Source organism: Klebsiella sp. 18074 (genome assembly GCF_902705905.1).
Classification (GTDB): domain Bacteria; phylum Pseudomonadota; class Gammaproteobacteria; order Enterobacterales; family Enterobacteriaceae; genus Klebsiella; species Klebsiella terrigena.
In genome coordinates this window covers 55,618-74,245 of sequence record NZ_CACSIS010000009.1, presented here as the reverse complement: position 1 = coordinate 74,245, position 18,628 = coordinate 55,618, and the positions used below count along the sequence as shown (strand labels likewise).

Annotated in this window: 14 protein-coding genes and 1 pseudogene; 10 read left to right on the top strand and 5 right to left on the bottom strand. The window is 59.4% G+C overall.

Translation table 11 applies throughout. From position 1 onward, the window contains the following. The first annotated feature begins 91 nt into the window (after positions 1–91). The 6 genes from dapA to ypfH all read left to right on the top strand — a co-directional run bounded on the left by dapA (position 92) and on the right by ypfH (position 6,626). Positions 92–970 carry a 4-hydroxy-tetrahydrodipicolinate synthase gene (gene dapA, locus GVK32_RS11040; RefSeq protein ID WP_041146679.1) on the top strand — a complete coding sequence of 293 codons (879 nt, stop codon included), beginning with the start codon at positions 92–94 and terminating at the stop codon, positions 968–970. A gap of 16 nt (positions 971–986) precedes the next feature. Next, a complete protein-coding gene (bamC, locus tag GVK32_RS11035; protein WP_123710318.1) occupies positions 987–2,021 on the top strand; it encodes an outer membrane protein assembly factor BamC in 1,035 nt (344 codons plus the stop codon). A gap of 109 nt (positions 2,022–2,130) precedes the next feature. Then, positions 2,131–2,844: a phosphoribosylaminoimidazolesuccinocarboxamide synthase gene (gene purC / locus GVK32_RS11030; RefSeq protein WP_041146677.1), complete on the top strand. Its 714-nt coding sequence runs from the start codon at positions 2,131–2,133 to the stop codon at positions 2,842–2,844. A 121-nt stretch (positions 2,845–2,965) separates the two neighbouring features. Continuing rightward, positions 2,966–3,838 carry a neutral zinc metallopeptidase gene (locus tag GVK32_RS11025; RefSeq protein ID WP_159867838.1) on the top strand — a complete coding sequence of 291 codons (873 nt, stop codon included), beginning with the start codon at positions 2,966–2,968 and terminating at the stop codon, positions 3,836–3,838. A gap of 12 nt (positions 3,839–3,850) precedes the next feature. Then, a complete protein-coding gene (locus GVK32_RS11020; protein WP_159867835.1) occupies positions 3,851–5,851 on the top strand; it encodes a tRNA(Met) cytidine acetyltransferase TmcA in 2,001 nt (666 codons plus the stop codon). A gap of 76 nt (positions 5,852–5,927) precedes the next feature. Next, positions 5,928–6,626, top strand: coding sequence for an esterase (ypfH, locus tag GVK32_RS11015; protein ID WP_159867832.1), 699 nt, complete (start codon positions 5,928–5,930; stop codon positions 6,624–6,626). A 94-nt stretch (positions 6,627–6,720) separates the two neighbouring features. Here the strand turns inward: ypfH and GVK32_RS11010 are convergent, their stop codons facing one another. The 3 genes from GVK32_RS11010 to GVK32_RS11000 are packed head-to-tail and all read right to left on the bottom strand — an operon-like array spanning position 6,721 to position 8,459. Next, complete coding sequence (locus tag GVK32_RS11010; protein WP_128877456.1) at positions 6,721–6,921, bottom strand: YpfN family protein; 201 nt, start codon at positions 6,919–6,921, stop codon at positions 6,721–6,723. Between the two features lie 50 nt (positions 6,922–6,971). Next, positions 6,972–8,099 (bottom strand): succinyl-diaminopimelate desuccinylase, encoded by a 1,128-nt coding sequence (gene dapE / locus GVK32_RS11005; RefSeq protein WP_041146672.1) that lies wholly within the window; start codon positions 8,097–8,099, stop codon positions 6,972–6,974. Positions 8,100–8,102: 3 nt separating this feature from the next. After that, on the bottom strand, positions 8,103–8,459 hold the full coding sequence (locus tag GVK32_RS11000; protein WP_045856235.1) for an ArsC family reductase: 357 nt from the start codon (positions 8,457–8,459) through the stop codon (positions 8,103–8,105). A gap of 474 nt (positions 8,460–8,933) precedes the next feature. Here GVK32_RS11000 and ypfM point away from each other — a divergent pair, with 474 nt between their 5' ends. Then, a complete protein-coding gene (ypfM, locus tag GVK32_RS10995) occupies positions 8,934–8,993 on the top strand; it encodes a protein YpfM (protein ID WP_115193902.1) in 60 nt (19 codons plus the stop codon). Positions 8,994–9,127: 134 nt separating this feature from the next. Here ypfM and acrD read toward each other — a convergent pair whose 3' ends face one another. Next, a complete protein-coding gene (gene acrD / locus GVK32_RS10990; RefSeq protein ID WP_159867829.1) occupies positions 9,128–12,241 on the bottom strand; it encodes a multidrug efflux RND transporter permease AcrD in 3,114 nt (1,037 codons plus the stop codon). Positions 12,242–12,653: 412 nt separating this feature from the next. Between acrD and aegA the strand changes: the two genes are divergently transcribed. The 3 genes and pseudogenes from aegA to GVK32_RS10975 all read left to right on the top strand — a co-directional run bounded on the left by aegA (position 12,654) and on the right by GVK32_RS10975 (position 16,404). Continuing rightward, positions 12,654–14,636, top strand: coding sequence for a formate-dependent uric acid utilization protein AegA (gene aegA, locus GVK32_RS10985; RefSeq protein WP_159867826.1), 1,983 nt, complete (start codon positions 12,654–12,656; stop codon positions 14,634–14,636). Between the two features lie 57 nt (positions 14,637–14,693). Then, positions 14,694–15,291: pseudogene (gene nudK / locus GVK32_RS10980) on the top strand (GDP-mannose pyrophosphatase NudK). Positions 15,292–15,357: 66 nt separating this feature from the next. Then, a complete protein-coding gene (locus GVK32_RS10975; protein ID WP_159867823.1) occupies positions 15,358–16,404 on the top strand; it encodes a DUF1176 domain-containing protein in 1,047 nt (348 codons plus the stop codon). Here GVK32_RS10975 and tkt read toward each other — a convergent pair. Continuing rightward, positions 16,394–18,388: a transketolase gene (tkt, locus tag GVK32_RS10970; RefSeq protein ID WP_159867820.1), complete on the bottom strand. Its 1,995-nt coding sequence runs from the start codon at positions 18,386–18,388 to the stop codon at positions 16,394–16,396. The genes GVK32_RS10975 and tkt overlap by 11 nt on opposite strands. Positions 18,389–18,628 lie beyond the last annotated feature (240 nt).

Sequence of the window (18,628 nt, the reverse complement as noted above, 5' to 3'; positions counted from 1 at the left end):
ACATCCCTGAAGGCATCGGGTCTCTTGCTTTTATTACGGCACCAAACGTAACATTGAGAATCTTGTCGCACTTCTGCTCTGAGGATGGCCCATGTTCACGGGAAGTATTGTAGCGCTTGTCACGCCGATGGATGAAAACGGTAACGTCTGCCGGACAAGCCTGAAAAAACTGATTGATTACCATGTCGCCAGCGGAACCTCGGCGATCGTTTCGGTAGGGACTACCGGTGAGTCCGCGACGTTGAGCCATGAAGAGCATGGCGACGTTGTGATGATGACGCTTGAGTTGGCCGACGGGCGTATCCCCGTTATCGCAGGGACCGGTGCAAATGCAACCGCAGAGGCGATCAGCCTGACCCAGCGTTTCAACGACAGCGGCATCGTTGGCTGCCTGACGGTAACCCCTTATTACAACCGCCCGACCCAGGAAGGGCTGTTCCAACACTTTAAAGCCATCGCAGAACACACCGACCTGCCGCAAATTCTGTATAATGTGCCGTCCCGTACAGGTTGCGATATGCTGCCGGAAACCGTCGGTCGTCTGGCGGAAGTAAAAAATATTATCGGTATTAAGGAAGCGACGGGGAACTTAAGTCGCGTTCATCAGATCAAAGAGCTGGTTTCAGACGACTTTATTCTGCTGAGCGGCGATGATGCCACCGGAATGGACTTTATGCAGCTGGGCGGTCATGGCGTGATTTCCGTTACCGCAAACGCTGCGGCTCGTGAAATGGCGGATATGTGCCGACTGGCTTTGGCCGGTCAGTTTGCCGAAGCGCGGGCGATTAATCAGCGTCTGATGCCATTGCATACAAAATTATTTGTCGAACCCAACCCTATCCCTGTGAAATGGGCATGCAAGGCGTTGGGTCTTGTGGCGACCGATACGCTGCGCCTGCCGATGACGCCGATTACCGAAGACGGTAAGAAGGCGGTAACCGCAGCGCTGAAGCATGCCGGTTTGCTGTAAAGTTTAGGGAGATTTGATGGCTTACTCAGTACAGAAGTCGCGCCTGGCGAAGGTTGCGGGTGTTTCATTGGTCCTGCTTCTTGCGGCCTGTAGTTCGGATTCGCGCTACAAGCGTCAGGTTGGCGGTGACGAGGTTTACCTGCAAGCTACGCCGCTCAGCGAGCTTCACGCGCCTGCGGGGATGATCCTGCCGGTTCAGGTTGGCGATTATAATATTCCGGTTGCGACCAGCACCGGCGCGGTGGGTAAAGCTCTGGACATTCGTCCACCGGCCCAGCCTTTGGCCCTGGTAAACGGCGCACGCACTCAGTTTAACGGTGACACTTCGACGCTGATGGTGGAAAACGGCCGCAGCGGTTCGCTGTGGGCGCAGGTCACCAGCATTCTGCAGTCAAAAAACTACGTCATCACCAAACGTGACGATGCCAGCCAGACGCTGAGCACCGACTGGGTGGAGTGGAATCGCCTCGATGAAGACCAGCAGTACCGTGGTCGCTATCAAATCTCAGTTAAACCGCAGGGCTATCAGCAGGCGGTTGTGGTGAAGCTGGTTAACCTCGAGCAGGCCGGGAAACCGGTATCCGATCCGGCATCGCTGCAGCGCTACAGCACCTCTATGCTGAACGTCATTTCCGAAGGTCTGGATATGAACGCCACCAGCGCGCAGAACGCGGCGCAGAAAAACGCCGGTGCGACCTTCGACGTGCAGAGCGCCGCCGACGATACCGGTCTGCCGATGCTGGTTGTCCGCGCGCCGTTTAACCTCGTGTGGCAACGTCTGCCTGGCGCGCTGGAAAAAGCGGGCATGAAGGTGACCGACAGCACGCGTTCTCAAGGCAGCATGGCGCTGACCTACAAGCCGCTGTCTGACAGCAGCTGGCAGGAGCTGGGTGCCCAAGATCCGCAGCTGGTCTCTGGTGACTACAAGCTGCAGGTTGGCGACCTTGATAACCGCAGCAGCCTGCAGTTCATTGACCCGAAAGGTCATACGCTGACCCAGTCGCAGAACGACGCGCTGGTTGCCGTATTCCAGGCCGCATTCGGTAAGTAATAAACAGGGCTGGAGCAATCCAGCCCTTTTTTCTGTATAGTGACGCAAACGTGTGCGTCGGCACAGAAACGCCTTTTTTATCGTCTATATCTTCACTGGAGTGACAAAGATGAACAAGCAAGCTGAGTTGTATCGTGGTAAAGCGAAAACCGTTTACAGCACCGAGAACCCGGACCTGCTGATACTCGAGTTCCGTAACGATACTTCAGCAGGGGATGGCGCGCGTATCGAACAGTTCGACCGTAAGGGGATGGTGAATAACAAGTTCAACCATTTCATTATGAGCAAGCTGGAAGAAGCCGGCATTCCGACCCAGATGGAAGCGCTACTTTCTGACACCGAGTGCCTGGTGAAAAAGCTGGAGATGGTTCCGGTTGAGTGCGTGGTCCGCAACCGTGCGGCCGGCTCTCTGGTTAAGCGTCTGGGCATCGAAGAAGGTATTGAGCTGAATCCGCCGCTGTTTGACCTGTTCCTGAAAAATGATGCGATGCACGACCCGATGGTCAACGAGTCCTACTGCGAAACCTTCGGCTGGGTGAATAAAAAGAATCTGGCCCGCATGCAGGAGCTGACCTTCAAAGCGAACGACGTGCTGAAAAAGCTGTTTGACGACGCGGGCCTGATCCTCGTCGACTTCAAGCTGGAGTTTGGTCTGTTTAACGGCGAAGTGGTGCTGGGCGACGAGTTCTCGCCGGACGGTAGCCGCCTGTGGGATAAAAATACCCTCGACAAAATGGACAAAGACCGCTTCCGTCAGAGCCTCGGCGGCCTGATCGAGGCCTACGAAGAAGTGGCCCATCGTCTTGGCGTTAAGCTCGACTAATCCTCCTTTCGCCAGAAGGTAGCTCTATCTTCTGGCGCTCTTCTTGTTGTTTCCAGTGGTAATCCTGCGCCGAACCGCCTACGATCTCTCATATTCGAGAACTTGATGAATTGAGGTGCCTATGCGCTGGCAAGGGCGTCGCGAAAGCGACAATGTAGAAGATCGACGTAATGATTCCGGTTCCCCCCTCGGCGGCGGTGGCGGCGGTTTCCGTCTTCCCAGCGGGAAGGGCGGTATTGTCCTGCTGATTATCGTGCTGGTAGCCGGCTATTACGGCGTGGATTTGACCGGCATGCTGACCGGGGAGCCGGTTTCACAGCAGCAAACCACCACCCAACGCTCCATCAGCCCGCAGGAAGAGCAGGCCGCGAAGTTCACTAAGGTGATCCTTGCGGATACCGAAGATACCTGGGGCGCCATCTTCCAAAAGATGGGCCGTCAATACCCGCAGCCGAAGCTGGTGCTCTATCGCGGCGCGACGCGGACCGGCTGCGGTACCGGCCAGTCCGTGATGGGGCCGTTCTACTGCCCGGCCGATAGCACGGTCTACATCGACCTCTCGTTCTACGATGAGATGAAAAGCAAGCTCGGCGCGGACGGCGATTTTGCTCAGGCCTACGTGATTGCGCACGAGGTTGGGCATCATATACAGAAGCTGCTGGGCATTGAATCCAAAGTGCGCCAGCTGCAGCAGAACGCGTCACAGGCTGAAGTTAACCGCCTGTCGGTGAAAATGGAGCTGCAGGCCGACTGTTTTGCCGGCGTCTGGGGCCACAGCATGCAGAATCAGGACGTGATGGAAACCGGGGATCTGCAGGAGGCGCTGAATGCCGCAGAGGCCATTGGCGACGACCGCCTCCAGCAGCAAAGCCAGGGGCGCATCGTCCCGGACAGCTTTACCCACGGCACCTCGCAGCAGCGCTATACCTGGTTTAAACGCGGTTTTGACAGCGGAGATCCGGCGCAGTGCAATACGTTTGGTAATGCGCTCTGACCGCTAGCGTAGATGGACGAAATCCTTAACCTGACGGCCCGGATGGCGCAGCAGGGCATTCGTCGCCTGCTGGTGCTCAGCGGCGACGAGGCGTGGTGCCTGCAGCAGGCGCTGGCGCTGCGTGAACGGCTGGCCGGGGATGGCCTGTGGATCTCCCCCCAGCCGATGCCGGCGCCCTCGGGCTCTCCCGGCGCCCTGAAGTCTCTGCTCGGGCGTGAATACCAGCACGCTTTTTTTGACGCCCGCAGCGGCTTCGACGTGGCGGCGTTTGCCGCCCTCTGCGGCACGCTGCGCGCCGGAAGCTGGTTGGTGCTGCTGACCCCTCCTTTTGCACGCTGGCCGACGCAGCCGGACGCGGATTCGCTGCGCTGGAGCGATGCGCCTGACCCTATCCCAACCCCCAACTTTGTGCAGCGTTTTTGCCAGCGGATCGCAGCGGCTAAAGAGGCGCTGGTCTGGCAGCAGGGTGAGGCGCCGCGTCTGTCGGATGCCGCGCCCCGGCCCCTGTGGTATCCCGCTGACGGCCGCCCGCAGGCGGAACAAGCGGCTATCCTTGCCGAGCTGGCCGCTTTCCCTCCCGGCATTGCCGCGGTGACCGCCGAGCGCGGGCGGGGGAAATCGGCGCTGGCGGGGATGCTTATCCGACAGCTAAGGGGCGATGCGATTGTTACCGCGCCCGCCCGCGGCGCCACGGACGTTATCGCCGCCTTTGCCGGGGAAGATTTTCGCTTTATGGCCCCGGACGCGCTGCTGGCGTCCGGGGTTAACGCCTCGTGGCTGATCGTTGACGAAGCGGCAGCCATTCCCGGGCCGCTGCTGCGTCGGCTGGTGGCGCGCTTCCCGCGCACGCTGCTGACCACCACCGTGCAGGGCTATGAAGGGACCGGTCGCGGCTTTCTGCTTAAGTTTTGCTCAGGCTTCGCACAGCTGCGCCAGTTTAGCCTCTCTGCGCCCGTTCGCTGGGCGCCGGGCTGCCCGCTGGAGGCGCTGGTGAGCGAGCTGCTGCTGTTTGGGGATGAGGCCTTTAGGCATCCACCGCTGGGTCAGGTGACGCTGGAAACGGTACATCAGGCCAGCTGGCAGCGGCAGCCGGCCCTGCCGGAGGCGATGTATCAGCTCCTTTCCGGCGCCCACTATCGCACCTCCCCGCTGGATTTACGCCGGATGATGGACGCTCCCGGGCAGCGGTTTATCTGCGCGCGCGCCGGAAGCCACGTTGCCGGGGCGCTGTGGCTGGTGGAGGAGGGCGGTCTTGCCCCCGCCCTCAGTCAGGCGGTGTGGGCGGGATACCGCCGCCCGCGCGGCAATCTGGTGGCCCAGTCGCTGGCGGCGCACGGCGGTGCTCCGCTGGCCGCTACGCTAGTGGCCCGACGAATTGGCCGCATTGCCGTGCATCCGTCGCGCCAGCGTGAAGGGGCAGGCCAGACGCTGGTGGCGAAGGCCGTGGCCGAGGCGGAAGGGCTTGATTATCTCTCGGTGAGCTTCGGCTATACCGCCGAGCTCTGGCGCTTCTGGCAGCGCTGCGGCTTTACCCTGGTGCGTCTCGGTACCCACCGTGAAGCGAGCAGCGGCTGCTATACGGCGATGGCGCTCTATCCGTTAACGCCCGCGGGCCACCGCTTACGCCAGCAGGAGCTGGCGCGGCTGCAGCGCGACGAGTATTGGCTGCGCGAATGGCGGGAAGAGGCGCTGCCGCTGCCGGTTGTCGAGGCTGCTATGCTGACGGAAGAGGACTGGCTCGAGGCCGCCGGATTCGCCTTTGCCCACCGCCCGCTGCTGGCGACGATTGGCTGCCTGAACCGCCTGCTGCTGCGGGTCGATCTGGCGCTTCCGGCCCTGCGCGCCCGCCTTTGGCAGCAGGATGAGGCCGAGCTTTGCGCTTCGCTGCGGCTGGCCGGGCGCAAAGCGTTGCTGGCAAGGTTACGCGAGGAGGCGGGGCAGGCGCTGTTCAGCCTGGATGCGGCCCGCGCCGATGCGCTGCGCCAGCGGGTTGAGCAACTGCAATTTTTTTAACTAACTCATTCAGTTAAATGTCATGGTCATATTTTATCGGCGGCGTACACTGCCCGCGTAGACTAAGGAGAAAGCCATGAAACACGATCACTTTATTGTTCAAAGCCCCGTGACACCTGCCCAACAGCTGCTGTTGCTGTTTCATGGCGTCGGTGATAACCCGGTTTCAATGGGGCAAATCGGCAGCCTGTTCGCGCCGCAGTTTCCGGATGCGCTAATCGTCAGCATCGGCGGCGTCGAACCGTGCGGACCGGAACCCGGCCGTCAGTGGTTCTCCGTGCAGGGAGTGACCGAGGAGAACCGGCAGGCGCGCATTGACGCCATTATGCCGACCTTTATTGAGACCGTGCGCTACTGGCAGAAGCACAGCGGCGTGTCCGCGCTGGCAACGGCGCTGATTGGCTTCTCGCAGGGGGCTATTATGTCGTTGGAAAGCATCAAGGCCGAGCCGGGACTGGCCTCGCGGGTTATCGCCTTTAACGGACGATACGCCACGCTGCCGCAGTCGGCGACCACGGCGACCACCGTGCACCTGATCCACGGCGGCGACGATCGGGTTATCGATCTGGCGTGGGCCGTCTCCGCCCAGGAGGCGCTGGTGCAGGCCGGCGGCGACGTGACGCTGGATATCGTTGAGGGGTTGGGGCACGCGATTGACGATCGCAGCATGCAGTTTGCGCTCGAACGCCTGCGCTATACCGTGCCGAAGCACTATTTTGACGAAGCGCTAAGCGGCAGCACGCCGAAAGATGACGATATTATCGAACTGCTGTAATCAGGCGCTATCTGGCCCGGATAAGGCGCATAGCGCCGTTATCCGGGAGACTCCCCGGCGACGTGACGTTCACCGGGGAGAGGGGGCATAAATCCTACTTCTTCGATTGGTCGTTCTTCGGCCAGTCGTCGTCATCATCCCACTTATCGTTGCAGTCACGATGAGGGGGAAGGTCCGGCTTATTGGCGAGAAATTTTTTGTGGTCGACGCGATTAAGGTCCTTAATCACGTTAATCATGACGCCCACTAAAAAGACTAACACCAGAATCCACCAGTATTTACTTAGCCATTCCATGCTGCTTCCTCTTTCATACCCGTCATCGTTCAGGGTATCTGTCGATGTTGTCAGGCGACCAGTTGTTCCATGATCCGTTGATACATCCGCGCCAGCAGCTGCAGGTCGGCGGCGTTCACGCACTCGTTAATTTTGTGGATCGTGGCATTCACCGGTCCCAGCTCAACCACCTGTGCTCCCATGCGAGCGATAAACCGCCCGTCGGAGGTACCGCCGTTGGTCAACAGCTGCGGTTTGATCTCATTATAGTGCTCAATGGCATTCACCACCGCTTCAACCAGCTTACCGCGGCCGGTCAGGAACGGCTGGCCGGAGAGCCACCAGTCAAGGGAGTAGCGCAGCTGATATTTCTCCAGCAGCGCGACAACCCGGGCTTTGATCATCTCGTCGGTCAGTTCGGTGCTGAAGCGGAAGTTGAACTGCACGAACATGTCGCCCGGAATGACGTTATTGCTGCCGGTGCCCGCCTTGACGTTGGCAATCTGCATACTGGTCGGCGGGAAGAATTCGTTGCCTTTGTCCCATTCGATTCCCACCAGTTCGGTGAGCATCGGCGCGGCGCGGTGCACCGGGTTATCCGCCAGGTGGGGATAGGCGACGTGGCCCTGCACGCCGTGAATGGTTAAATTGCAGGTTAACGAGCCGCGGCGGCCGTTCTTCACCACGTCCCCAACAACTTCGGTGCTGGATGGCTCGCCCACCAGGCAGTAGTCGAGACGCTCCTTGCGGGCCATCAGGGCTTCGACGACTTTCACCGTGCCGTTGTGGGCGCTGGCTTCTTCATCGGAGGTGATCAAAAAGGCCAGTCGGCCTTTATGGTTCGGATACTGGGCGACGAAGCGCTCGGCGGCCACTACCATCGCCGCCAGCGAACCTTTCATGTCCGCCGCGCCGCGGCCAAACAGCATGCCGTCGCGAATAGTCGGTTCAAACGGTGGGTTAATCCACCGGTCCGCATCGCCCGCCGGGACAACATCGGTATGACCGGCGAAGGCCAGGGTTTCACCGCGTCCGCGCCAGGCCCAGAAATTTTGGGTATCGCCGAAATCCATCGGTTCAACGGTAAAACCAATCGCCCGCAGACGTTCAATCATTAACGCCTGACATCCCGCATCATCGGGGCTGAGGGAAGGGCGGCGAATAAGCTGCTGAGCCAGCTCAATGACCGGGCAAGACATAGACTATACCTCGTTAACAAGCTTCTTATAAGTGAGTTCACTGAAGCCCAGCAGCATAGGCTGACCGGGCGCGCAGAGCAATGGGCGTTTGATGATTGCCGGCATTTCGAGCATCAGCCCGGCGGCGGCATCGGCGTTATCGATGCGGGCGCGAACCGATTCATCCAGCTTACGCCAGGTGGTGCCGCGGGTGTTGAGCAGGGCTTCCCAACCCAGTTCAGCAATAAACGTATCTAATAATTCACGCTCCAGCCCATCGACGCGATAATCATGGAAGCGGTATTCAATCTGGTTAGCTTCCAGCCAGCGGCGGGCCTTTTTAACGGTGTCGCAGTTTTTTATCCCGTACATGGTCAGCATAATGAAACCTTTTTCATTGAATTAAGCGCGGAACGCAGATTTTTCCGAATATACTCGCGACGCACCCGGCGGCCTGTCCGTTAGCATCCTGAAACTTGAGTTATTTCGGGGATATATAAGCCGATAGGGAATAATACGTTAATCGGTTTAATAAATGTAATTTTTTGCCGGGAATATATAACCATGCTTATATGTTGGTTAAATATTCATCTCTCGCCGCAGGATTGTGACGGCGCTCGCATGCTGAAATCCTGGCCCTTTCTGCCGTGGACGGTCAACCCATAAGAACGAACCTAATGTTGCAAAATGTTGCTGTCTATCACATTAAATTGACAGTGGCAGGGCCATAGTAGCGGTAAATCAGCGATAGCTATCCTGACAGTGGCCATCAGGTAATCAAAGCAATAGGGGCAGGCAACTTCCCATCACCGATGAATTTACATAAAATCACCCATAATAATAAGAGAGGCTATTATGATTGATCATGAACTAGGGAACTGGAAAGATTTTATCGAAGGCATGCTTCGTAAATAAATTCCGCAATGTGGGCAGGGTAGTCTGACTGCGAAAATAACGATGCAGTGGATCTGAACACATAAAAAAGGCGACCCTTGTGGCCGCCTTTTTGTTATTCCAGCGCGACGATAACCCCTCGCGCTGGCCGCGGTTTATTGCGGCCGCTCTTTCAGCGGGAAGCGGCGGCGCACCAGCACAAAGAACAGCGGTACGAAGAAAATAGCGAGAATGGTGGCGGAAATCATACCGCCGATCACCCCGGTGCCGACCGCGTGTTGGCTACCCGAGCCCGCGCCGGTGCTGGTCGCCATCGGCAGCACGCCGAAAATAAAGGCCAGAGAGGTCATCAGAATCGGCCGCAGGCGCTGTCGGCAGGCCGAAAGCGTCGCAACCAGCAGATCCTCGCCTTTTTCATTGAGCTCGTTGGCAAACTCGACGATCAGGATGGCGTTCTTCGCCGACAGGCCGATAACCGTCAGCAGCCCGACCTGGAAGTAAACATCGTTCTCAAGACCGCGCATCCAGGTTGCCAGCAGGGCGCCGATGACCCCCAGCGGCACCACCAGCATCACGGAGAACGGAACCGACCAGCTCTCATACAGCGCCGCCAGGCACAGGAAGACTACCAGCAGGGAGATCGCGTACAGCGCCGGGGCCTGGGCGCCGGATAAGCGTTCCTGATAGGACATCGCCGTCCATTCGAGGCCGAAGCCGTTCGGCAGCTGCTGCGCCAGCTCTTCCATAATCATCATCGCCGTACCGGTACTGACGCCCGGCGCGGCTTCGCCGACGATTTCGACCGCCGAGTAGCCGTTATAGCGTTCCAGGCGCGGCGAGCCGGTTTCCCAGCGTGAGCTGGCAAAGGCCGAGAAGGGAACCATCGTGCCGCTGCTGTTGCGCACGTACCACTGATTAATGTCGTTCGGCAGCATGCGATATTTTGCCGCCGCCTGGACGTAGACTTTTTTCACGCGGCCGCGGTCCATAAAGTCGTTCACGTAGCTCGAGCCCCAGGCGGTTTGCAGCGTATCGTTGATGTCATCAATCGATATCCCCAGCGCCTGCGCTTTGCGCTGATCGATATCAACCTGCAGCTGCGGGCTATCATCAAGGCCGTTGTGGCGCACGCGGGTCAGCTGAGGATTGTTGGCGGCCAGCTCCAGCAGGGAGTCGCGGGCGGCCATCAGCGCGTCGTGGCCGTTGCCGGCGTGGTCCTCAAGCTCCATATCAAAGCCGGCGGAGCTGCCCAGCCCGCTAATGGCCGGCGGGCTGCTGGCGAAGACGCGCGCCTCTTTAATCTTGTTAAAGGCTTTGGTCGCCCGTTCGATAATGGCAAAGGCGGAGCCGCTGGTAGGGTCCCTCTGGTCCCAGTCCTTCAGGCGCACGAACATTCGCGCCACGTTCTGGCCGTTGCCGCCCGGGCCGGAGCCGATGGTGGCGAACACCGATTCGACGTTGGTCTTCTCGTTCTTAAGGAAGTAGTCTTCGGCCTTCTGCACCACCTTCAGCGTCTGCTGCTGCGTAGAGCCGGCGGGCAGCTGCACCGAGGTGGTGAACATTCCGCGATCTTCCTGCGGCAGGAACGAGGTCGGCAGGTGCATAAACAGGAATACCATCCCGCCCAGCAGCAGGACGTAGATCATTATCCAGCGCAGCGAACGGTGCAGAATTTTCCCGACCGAAGATTCGTAGCGGCTGGCGTTACGGTCAAACATGCGGTTAAACCAGCCAAAGAAGCCTTTCTGACCGTGCAGTTCACCTTTCTGAATCGGTTTGAGCAGGGTGGCGCACAGCGCCGGAGTGAGGATCATCGCTACCAGCACCGATAGCACCATCGCGGACACAATGGTGATTGAGAACTGACGGTAAATGGCGCCAGTGGTGCCACCGAAGAAGGCCATCGGGATAAACACCGCCGACAGCACCATGGCGATACCCACCAGCGCGCCCTGTATTTGGCCCATCGATTTGCGGGTCGCCTCACGGGGCGAAAGTCCCTCCTCGCTCATGATCCGCTCGACGTTCTCCACCACCACAATGGCGTCATCCACCAGCAGGCCGATCGCCAGCACCATGGCAAACATCGTCAGGGTGTTGATGCTGTAGCCGCAGGTATAGAGCACCGCGAAGGTGCCCATTAAGACCACCGGGACGGCAATGGTCGGGATCAGCGTGGCGCGGAAGTTTTGCAGGAACAGGTACATCACCAGGAACACCAGAGCGATCGCTTCAATCAGCGTTTTCACCACGTCGGTAATCGACGCCTTAACGAACGAGGTGGTCTCGTAGGCGATTTTATACTCCAGGCCGTGGGGGAAATATTGCGAAAGCTCGTTCAGGCGGGTGATGACCCGCTCGGCGGTGGCCATTTCGTTGGCGCCGGAGGCGAGCTTAATACCCAGCCCTGATGCCGCCTGGCGGTTATAGCGGCTGAGGTAATCGTACTTTTCGGCCCCCATCTCAACGCTGGCAACGTCACCGAGCGTCACTTCCGAGCCATCCTGATTAACGCGCAGCGTAATATCGCGGAACTGATCCGGCGTCTGCAGCAGCGACTGGGCGTTGATGGTGGCGTTAAGCGCCTGCTTATCAACCGACGGCGTGCCGCCCAGCTGGCCCACGGCAATCTGGGCGTTCTGCGATTCGATGGCGTCGGTAACGTCTTTCGCCGTCATCTGATAGCTGTTGAGCTTCGTTGGGTCGAGCCAGATACGCATCGAGTACTGGGAGCCATAGGCATCGATATCACCGACGCCGTTAACCCGGCTTAGGGGGTCCTGGACGTTACTGGCGACGTAGTCGGCAATATCCTGCTTGTCCATGCTGCCGTCGGTGGAGACAAAAGCGAGGGTCAGAATGTTGGTATCACCGGTTTTACGCACCGTGACGCCCTGATTCTGCACTGCCTGCGGCAGCTTACGCATCGCCGACTGCAGCTGGTTTTGCACCTGCTGGACCGCTTCATCGGGGTCGGTTCCGGCGGTAAAGCTCAGGGTGACCGTCGCCTGACCGGTGGCGCTGCTCTGCGATGACATGTACATCAGGTTATCGAGGCCGGTCATATTCTGCTCGATAACCTGGGTAACGGTATTCTCCAGCGTTTGCGCGGAGGCACCGGGGTAGTTGGCGGAGATCCTCACGTTCGGCGGCGCCAGCTCGGGATATTGCTCAACGGGAAGCGATAAAATTGCGAGCGTTCCGGTCAGGCATAAAATAATAGCCAGTACCCACGCAAAAATGGGGCGATCGATAAAGAAATTCGCCATCAGAATTAGGACCTCATTTTGTACATTTTTTGTTATTGCGCAGCCTGTGACACTCTAGCGGTAAGCCTGCAGGCAATCGTGGAGAAATTAAGGAGATAGTGTAATTTATCGTGTGCCTTTTACGGCACGGTAAAGAAGTGTCCTGCCCCTTTACCGAAGGTCGCTTCATTGCGTTACCCTTTCGCAATTGCTGCCGGAAGTAAACATGTTTTATCGCTTTTATGCCGGGCCTGAGTATCTGTTGAGTAAGTAAAACATCATTTCATTTAAGTCAAGAAAATTTGATCCAAAACGGATTATCGCCATATAAGCGCTATTCTGGGCAAATGAACATTGTTTCCGCCCCATCTTGTCCGGTAATTAATAGTTATGCTAACCGCATGGTTATTTACCGGGAAGACGGAAGGATGTCATGAACCACTTTATTTTGAGCGATAGTCACCAATGCATCGGATGCCGGGCCTGCGAAGTGGCCTGCGTCATGGCGCATAACGATGAGCAGCACGTCCTGACCGAACGGCGTTTTTTGCCACGGATTGTGCTCATCAAAGGCGAGCAAAAATGTAACCCCATAACGTGTCACCATTGTGAAGGCGCGCCCTGTGCCCGCAGCTGCCCGAACGGTGCGATAAGCCGGGTTGACGGCAGCGTACAGGTGCGCCAGGAAAAATGTATCGGCTGTAAATCCTGCATGGTGGCCTGCCCGTTTGGGGTAATGCAAATCGTGCTTACGCCGCTGGCGGCGGGAAAAGTCAAGGCCATCGCGCACAAGTGCGATCTGTGTCGAGAGCGCGAAGCGGGTCCGGCCTGCGTGCAAAACTGTCCGGCGCAGGCGCTGCAGCTGGCCGACGAAGGAACGCTGCTCGGCCTGGCGAAACGACGACGCCTGCGGGCGGCCCGCATGGAGGCGCAGCCGTGGCATAGCCATCCTGCAGACCTCATGCCGGCAGAGCGTAACGATAAGGTCGAGCAGATGGCGGCAACGCCGCCGCGCGCGGAGGCCGAGAGGCTCGCGCCGGCGCTGCGTAAAACGCATTTTTCTGAAATCTACCTGCCGCTTTCTGCGGCCCACGCGCAGCAGGAGGCCCGGCGCTGCCTGAAGTGCGGCGAGCACAGCATCTGCGAATGGACCTGCCCGCTGCACAACCATATCCCGCAGTGGATTGAAAAGGTAAAGGCCGGGGATATCGCCGCCGCCGTTGAGCTTTCTCACCAGACCAACTGCCTGCCGGAAATCACCGGCCGCGTCTGTCCGCAGGATCGCCTGTGCGAGGGGGCCTGCACGCTGCATGATGAACATGGCGCCGTCACCATCGGTAATATCGAACGCTATATTTCGGACCAGGCGCTGGCGGGCGGCTGGCGGCCGGATCTGTCGCAGGTGGTTGCCAGCGGCAAAAAGGTGGCGATTGTCGGCGCCGGCCCGGCCGGGCTCGCCTGCGCGGACCTGCTGGTACGCAACGGCGTGCAGCCGGTGGTGTTTGACCGTCACCCGGAAATCGGCGGCCTGCTCACCTTCGGTATTCCCGCCTTTAAGCTGGATAAATCGCTGCTCTCCCGGCGGCGGGAGATCTTTAGCGCAATGGGCGTGCGCTTTGAGCTGAACTGCGAGGTGGGCAAAGATATTCCCCTCAGCGCGCTGCTGAACGACTACGACGCGGTGTTTATCGGTGCCGGGACCTATCGCTCAATGAAGGCGGATTTGCCGAATGAGGAGGCTCCCGGGGTGTACGACGCGCTGCCGTTTCTGATTGCCAACACTAAGCAGGTGATGGGGCTGAGCGAGCTGGCGACGGAGCCCTATATCGATACCCACGGGCTGGAGGTGGTGGTGCTGGGCGGCGGCGATACAGCGATGGACTGCGTGCGCACCGCGCTGCGTCACGGCGCGAAGCGGGTCACCTGCGCCTATCGCCGGGACGAGGCCAATATGCCGGGGTCGAAAAAAGAGGTCAAAAATGCCCGCGAAGAGGGGGCGATATTTGAATTCAACGTTCAGCCGGTGACCCTGGAGCTGGATGCCAACGGCCGGGTCAGCGGAGTGCGCTTCCTGCGAACCCGGCTCGGCGAAGCGGACGCGCAGGGGCGCCGCGCGCCGTCGCCGATTGCGGGCAGCGAATTCGTGATGCCGGCGGATGCGGTGATTATGGCCTTTGGCTTTCACCCGCACGGCATGCCGTGGCTGGAGTCCGTCGGCGTACAGCTGGACAGCCGCGGGCGGATCCGCGCGCACGTGGAAAGCGGCTACCGCTATCAGACCAGCCATCCACAGATTTTCGCCGGCGGGGATGCGGTTCGCGGCGCTGACCTGGTGGTGACGGCGATGGCGGAAGGCCGCCATGCCGCGCGGGGGATCGTCGATTTCCTCGGCCTAAAATCGATTCCGCCCTGTTAACGACAAAGCGCGCTCCGCGGCGTAGTATGACTGCGTCATTCTCTGCTGCGGGGCCGTATGCCACTCAATATCAACGTCATTAAAGATAAAATCCTCTCTGAAAACTGGTTCGTTTTGCGCAACATGACCTATGAGCTGACGCGCGGTGACGGCAGCGTGGTGCGCCACAAGCGCGAGGTTTACGATCGCGGCAACGGCGCAACGGTTCTGCTCTACAACCGGCGTAAGCAAAGCGTGGTGCTGGTGCGCCAGTTCCGCGTCGCCACCTGGGTGAACGGTAACGAAGACGGCATGCTCATTGAGACCTGCGCCGGGCTGCTGGATAACGACGAGCCGGAAGCCTGCATTCGCAAGGAGGCGATCGAGGAGACCGGCTACGAGGTGGGCGAGGTTCGCAAGCTGTTCGAACTGTATATGTCTCCCGGCGGCGTTACCGAGCTTATCCACTTCTTTATCGCCGAATACAGCGATGCTCAGCGCAAAAACGGCGGTGGCGGGGTGGATGATGAAGAGATTGAGGTCCTGGAGCTGCCATTCAGCCAGGCGCTGGCGATGGTGGCCGGCGGCGAGATCCGCGACGGAAAAGCGGTTATCCTCCTGCAGTATCTCCACGCTTCGGGGCTGATGGCCGGGGATATCTGATAAATCCGATTGAGTAAACCTCCGGTGCTGGCGAAGATAGCGGCTGTTTTTCGCGCTAGCTTCCGGGGTTGTACCACGCATGTTTTATCGGCTTATCTTGATTCTGCTTTTCGGTCTGTTCCCCGCCTCGCTGGCGTGGGCGGTGCCAGTGCAGCAGACGTTCAGCGACTGGCTGGTGACCTGTAATAATCAAAACTTTTGCGTAACCCGCAACGTCGGGCTGCACTATGGCCTGGTGATGACCCTCAGCCGCAGCGCCGGTGCGGCAACCGATGCCAGCCTGCGCATTGAGCTGGGCGGGGTCGGCAATCCGGTCGCGGCGCTGGCGCCGATCGGCCCTCGTCTGCTGCTGGACGGTAAACCTCTGGCGCTGGTGGACAAGCGCTGGCAGGTTGCCGATAAGCTGCTCAAAACCGGCGATAGCGCCACCATCGACGCTTTTCTTCAGCAGGTGCAGGAAGGGCAGGCGATAAGCCTGGTGGACGGCCTACAGACCATTTCGCTGCAGGGCCTGAAGGCGGCGCTGCTGTTTATCGACAGCCGCCAGAAGCGAGTCGGCAGCGAAACGGCGTGGATTGGCAAAGGCGAAGAGCCGCCGCTCAGCGTCCCGCCGGCGCCGGCGCTGCGCACGGTGGCGAAAGTTGACGTATCGCAATCACCGCTGAGCCGCGATGAGCTGAATGACCTCATGGACTATGGCAACGAGCGCATGAGCAACAGCGCATGCTCGCTGGATCCCTCCCTGCGGGAAGTGCGGGTGACCGCGCTGACCGATGAGAAGGTATTGCTGATGTTCAGCTGCGAAGCGGGGGCCTACAACACCGTATGGCTGGCGTGGCTGGTTTCGCGCCAGCAGCCGTACGTCGCGCGTCCGCTGCGCCTGACCCTGCCTTTCCAGCCGCCCGGCGGCGCAGGGCGAGAAATTGAGCTGATGAATGCCAGCATCGACGAACAGCGCCACGAGCTGGTGACCCTTGAGAAGGGACGCAGCCCGGGGGATTGCGGCACCCAGACCCGCTGGCGGTATGACGGCCAGCGATTTAGCCTGGTGCGTTTTGCTCAGCAGCCGCAGTGCGATAACTGGCAGAGGCCAGATGCCTGGCCTACGCTGTGGATCACCCGTTAAGCAGCCCTTCGGCGGTGCTGACGATATTTTCGACGGTAAAGCCAAAGAACGGGAACAGCTTTTCCGCCGGCGCCGATTCGCCGTAGCTTCTCATGCCGACAATGGCCCCCTTCAGGCCGACGTATTTATACCAGTAGTCGGCAATCCCGGCCTCAACGGCAATGCGGGCGCTGACGTCAGACGGCAGCACGGATTCCCGGTATGCCTCATCCTGGGCATCAAACACGTCGGTTGACGGCAGCGACACCACCCGCACGTTGACTCCTTTCGCCAGCAGCTTCTCCGCCGCCAGGGCGGCGATCTCTACCTCCGAGCCGGTGGCTATCAGGATCAGATCCGGCTTGCCTCCGGCATCTTTCAGCACGTAGCCGCCGCGCGCAATATCGTCCACCTGCTGCGGCGTGCGCGCCATCTGCGCCAGGTTCTGCCGCGACAGGATCAGCGCGGTCGGGCCGGTTTGCCGCTCGATGGCCGCCCGCCAGGCGACCGCGGTTTCTACCTGATCGCAGGGGCGCCAGGTGCTAAAGTTGGGCGTCAGCCGCAGGCTGGCCAGCTGCTCAACCGCCTGGTGGGTGGGGCCATCTTCCCCCAGACCAATGGAGTCATGGGTGTAAACCATGATCTGCCTGGCCTTCATCAGCGCGGCCATGCGCGCGGCGTTGCGGGCGTATTCCACGAACATCAGGAAGGTTGAGGTGTAGGGAATGAATCCGCCGTGCAGGGCAATGCCGTTGGCGATGGCGGTCATGCCAAACTCGCGGACGCCATAGTGGATATAGTTGCCGGCGGGATCGTCCTTAATTGAGGTCGACCCGGACCAGATGGTCAGGTTGCTGGGCGCCAGATCCGCCGAGCCGCCGAGCAGCTCAGGCAGCGCCGGCCCGTAGGCGTTAAGCGCATTCTGTGAGGCTTTGCGGCTGGCAATTTTTTCCGGACTGGCCTGCAGCTTTGCGATATAGCCGCGGACGATCTCGCTCCAGCTTTCAGGCAGTTCGCCGTTCATCCGCCGCGTAAGCTCGTCTGCCAGCTCGGGGTATGCCTGACGATAGGCGGCAAATTGGTCATTCCACGCGTGCTCGGCTTTTTCACCGCGCGGCCGGGCATCCCACTTTTGATAAATCTCTTTTGGGATCTCGAACGGCGGATATTTCCAGCCCAGCTTCTCGCGGGCTAAGGCCACCTCTTTTTCCCCGAGCGCCGCGCCGTGCGCCTCTTCGGAGCCGGCTTTATTGGGGGAGCCGAAGCCGATGACGGTGCGGCAGATAATCAGCGACGGCTTATCTTTGACGCTTTGCGCCTCGCGGATCGCCTGCTCAATCGCCTGCGGATCGTGGCCGTCGATATCGCCGATCACGTGCCAGTGATAGGCCCTGAAGCGTTCGGCGGTATCGTCGGTGAACCAGCCCTCAACGTGACCGTCGATGGAGATGCCGTTATGGTCATAGAAACCGATAAGCTTACCCAGCCCCAGGGTTCCCGCCAGCGAGCTGGCCTCGTGCGAAACCCCCTCCATCAGGCAGCCGTCTCCCATAAAAACCCAGGTGTGGTGATCGACTATCTCGTGTCCCGGGCGGTTGAACTGCGCCGCCAGCGTCCGTTCCGCAATTGCCATCCCGACCGCGTTCGCCAGGCCCTGACCGAGCGGGCCGGTGGTGGTCTCTACGCCTGGGGTGTAGCCGTGCTCCGGGTGGCCGGGGGTTTTAGAGTGCAGCTGGCGGAAGTTTTTGAGCTCTTCCATCGGCAGGTCGTAGCCGGTCAGATGCAGCAGACTATAGAGCAGCATCGAGGCGTGGCCGTTGGACAGCACAAAGCGGTCGCGATCGTACCAGTGCGGGTTCTCCGGGTTGTGCTGGAGGAAGTCATTCCACAGGACTTCGGCGATATCCGCCATGCCCATCGGGGCTCCGGGATGGCCGGAATTGGCTTTCTGAACGGCGTCCATGCTGAGGGCGCGAATCGCGTTGGCAAGTTCTCTTCGGGACATAATGTACTCCTGAAACAATATGTTGCATGAGTTTTTTGTGATGAATGGTAGCGGAAGTTTTAGGGTGAATAACTAAAAAGCATAGCAGACAGGGCTATCATTGCCTGCGAAACTAGGTTACAAAAATGTTATAAATCTATAACAAATATACCTTTGTGATGGCGAGAGTTTGGCGGTGTTCAAAGTTTGGAAAGCCGTCAGGCGAGATACTATGCCCCACCTTGGGTGGACATCAGGATA

What these genes read in the sequence shown, in the direction of transcription:
- GVK32_RS10975 (WP_159867823.1), top strand. Translation starts at nt 15,358, where the DNA reads ATGTTTTATCGGCTTATCTTGATTCTGCTTTTCGGTCTGTTCCCCGCC.
- dapA (WP_041146679.1), top strand. Translation starts at nt 92, where the DNA reads ATGTTCACGGGAAGTATTGTAGCGCTTGTCACGCCGATGGATGAAAAC.
- GVK32_RS11025 (WP_159867838.1), top strand. Translation starts at nt 2,966, where the DNA reads ATGCGCTGGCAAGGGCGTCGCGAAAGCGACAATGTAGAAGATCGACGT.
- GVK32_RS11020 (WP_159867835.1), top strand. Translation starts at nt 3,851, where the DNA reads ATGGACGAAATCCTTAACCTGACGGCCCGGATGGCGCAGCAGGGCATT.
- aegA (WP_159867826.1), top strand. Translation starts at nt 12,654, where the DNA reads ATGAACCACTTTATTTTGAGCGATAGTCACCAATGCATCGGATGCCGG.
- GVK32_RS11000 (WP_045856235.1), bottom strand. Translation starts at nt 8,459, where the DNA reads ATGCTGACCATGTACGGGATAAAAAACTGCGACACCGTTAAAAAGGCC.
- tkt (WP_159867820.1), bottom strand. Translation starts at nt 18,388, where the DNA reads ATGTCCCGAAGAGAACTTGCCAACGCGATTCGCGCCCTCAGCATGGAC.
- dapE (WP_041146672.1), bottom strand. Translation starts at nt 8,099, where the DNA reads ATGTCTTGCCCGGTCATTGAGCTGGCTCAGCAGCTTATTCGCCGCCCT.
- bamC (WP_123710318.1), top strand. Translation starts at nt 987, where the DNA reads ATGGCTTACTCAGTACAGAAGTCGCGCCTGGCGAAGGTTGCGGGTGTT.
- purC (WP_041146677.1), top strand. Translation starts at nt 2,131, where the DNA reads ATGAACAAGCAAGCTGAGTTGTATCGTGGTAAAGCGAAAACCGTTTAC.
- ypfH (WP_159867832.1), top strand. Translation starts at nt 5,928, where the DNA reads ATGAAACACGATCACTTTATTGTTCAAAGCCCCGTGACACCTGCCCAA.
- acrD (WP_159867829.1), bottom strand. Translation starts at nt 12,241, where the DNA reads ATGGCGAATTTCTTTATCGATCGCCCCATTTTTGCGTGGGTACTGGCT.
- GVK32_RS11010 (WP_128877456.1), bottom strand. Translation starts at nt 6,921, where the DNA reads ATGGAATGGCTAAGTAAATACTGGTGGATTCTGGTGTTAGTCTTTTTA.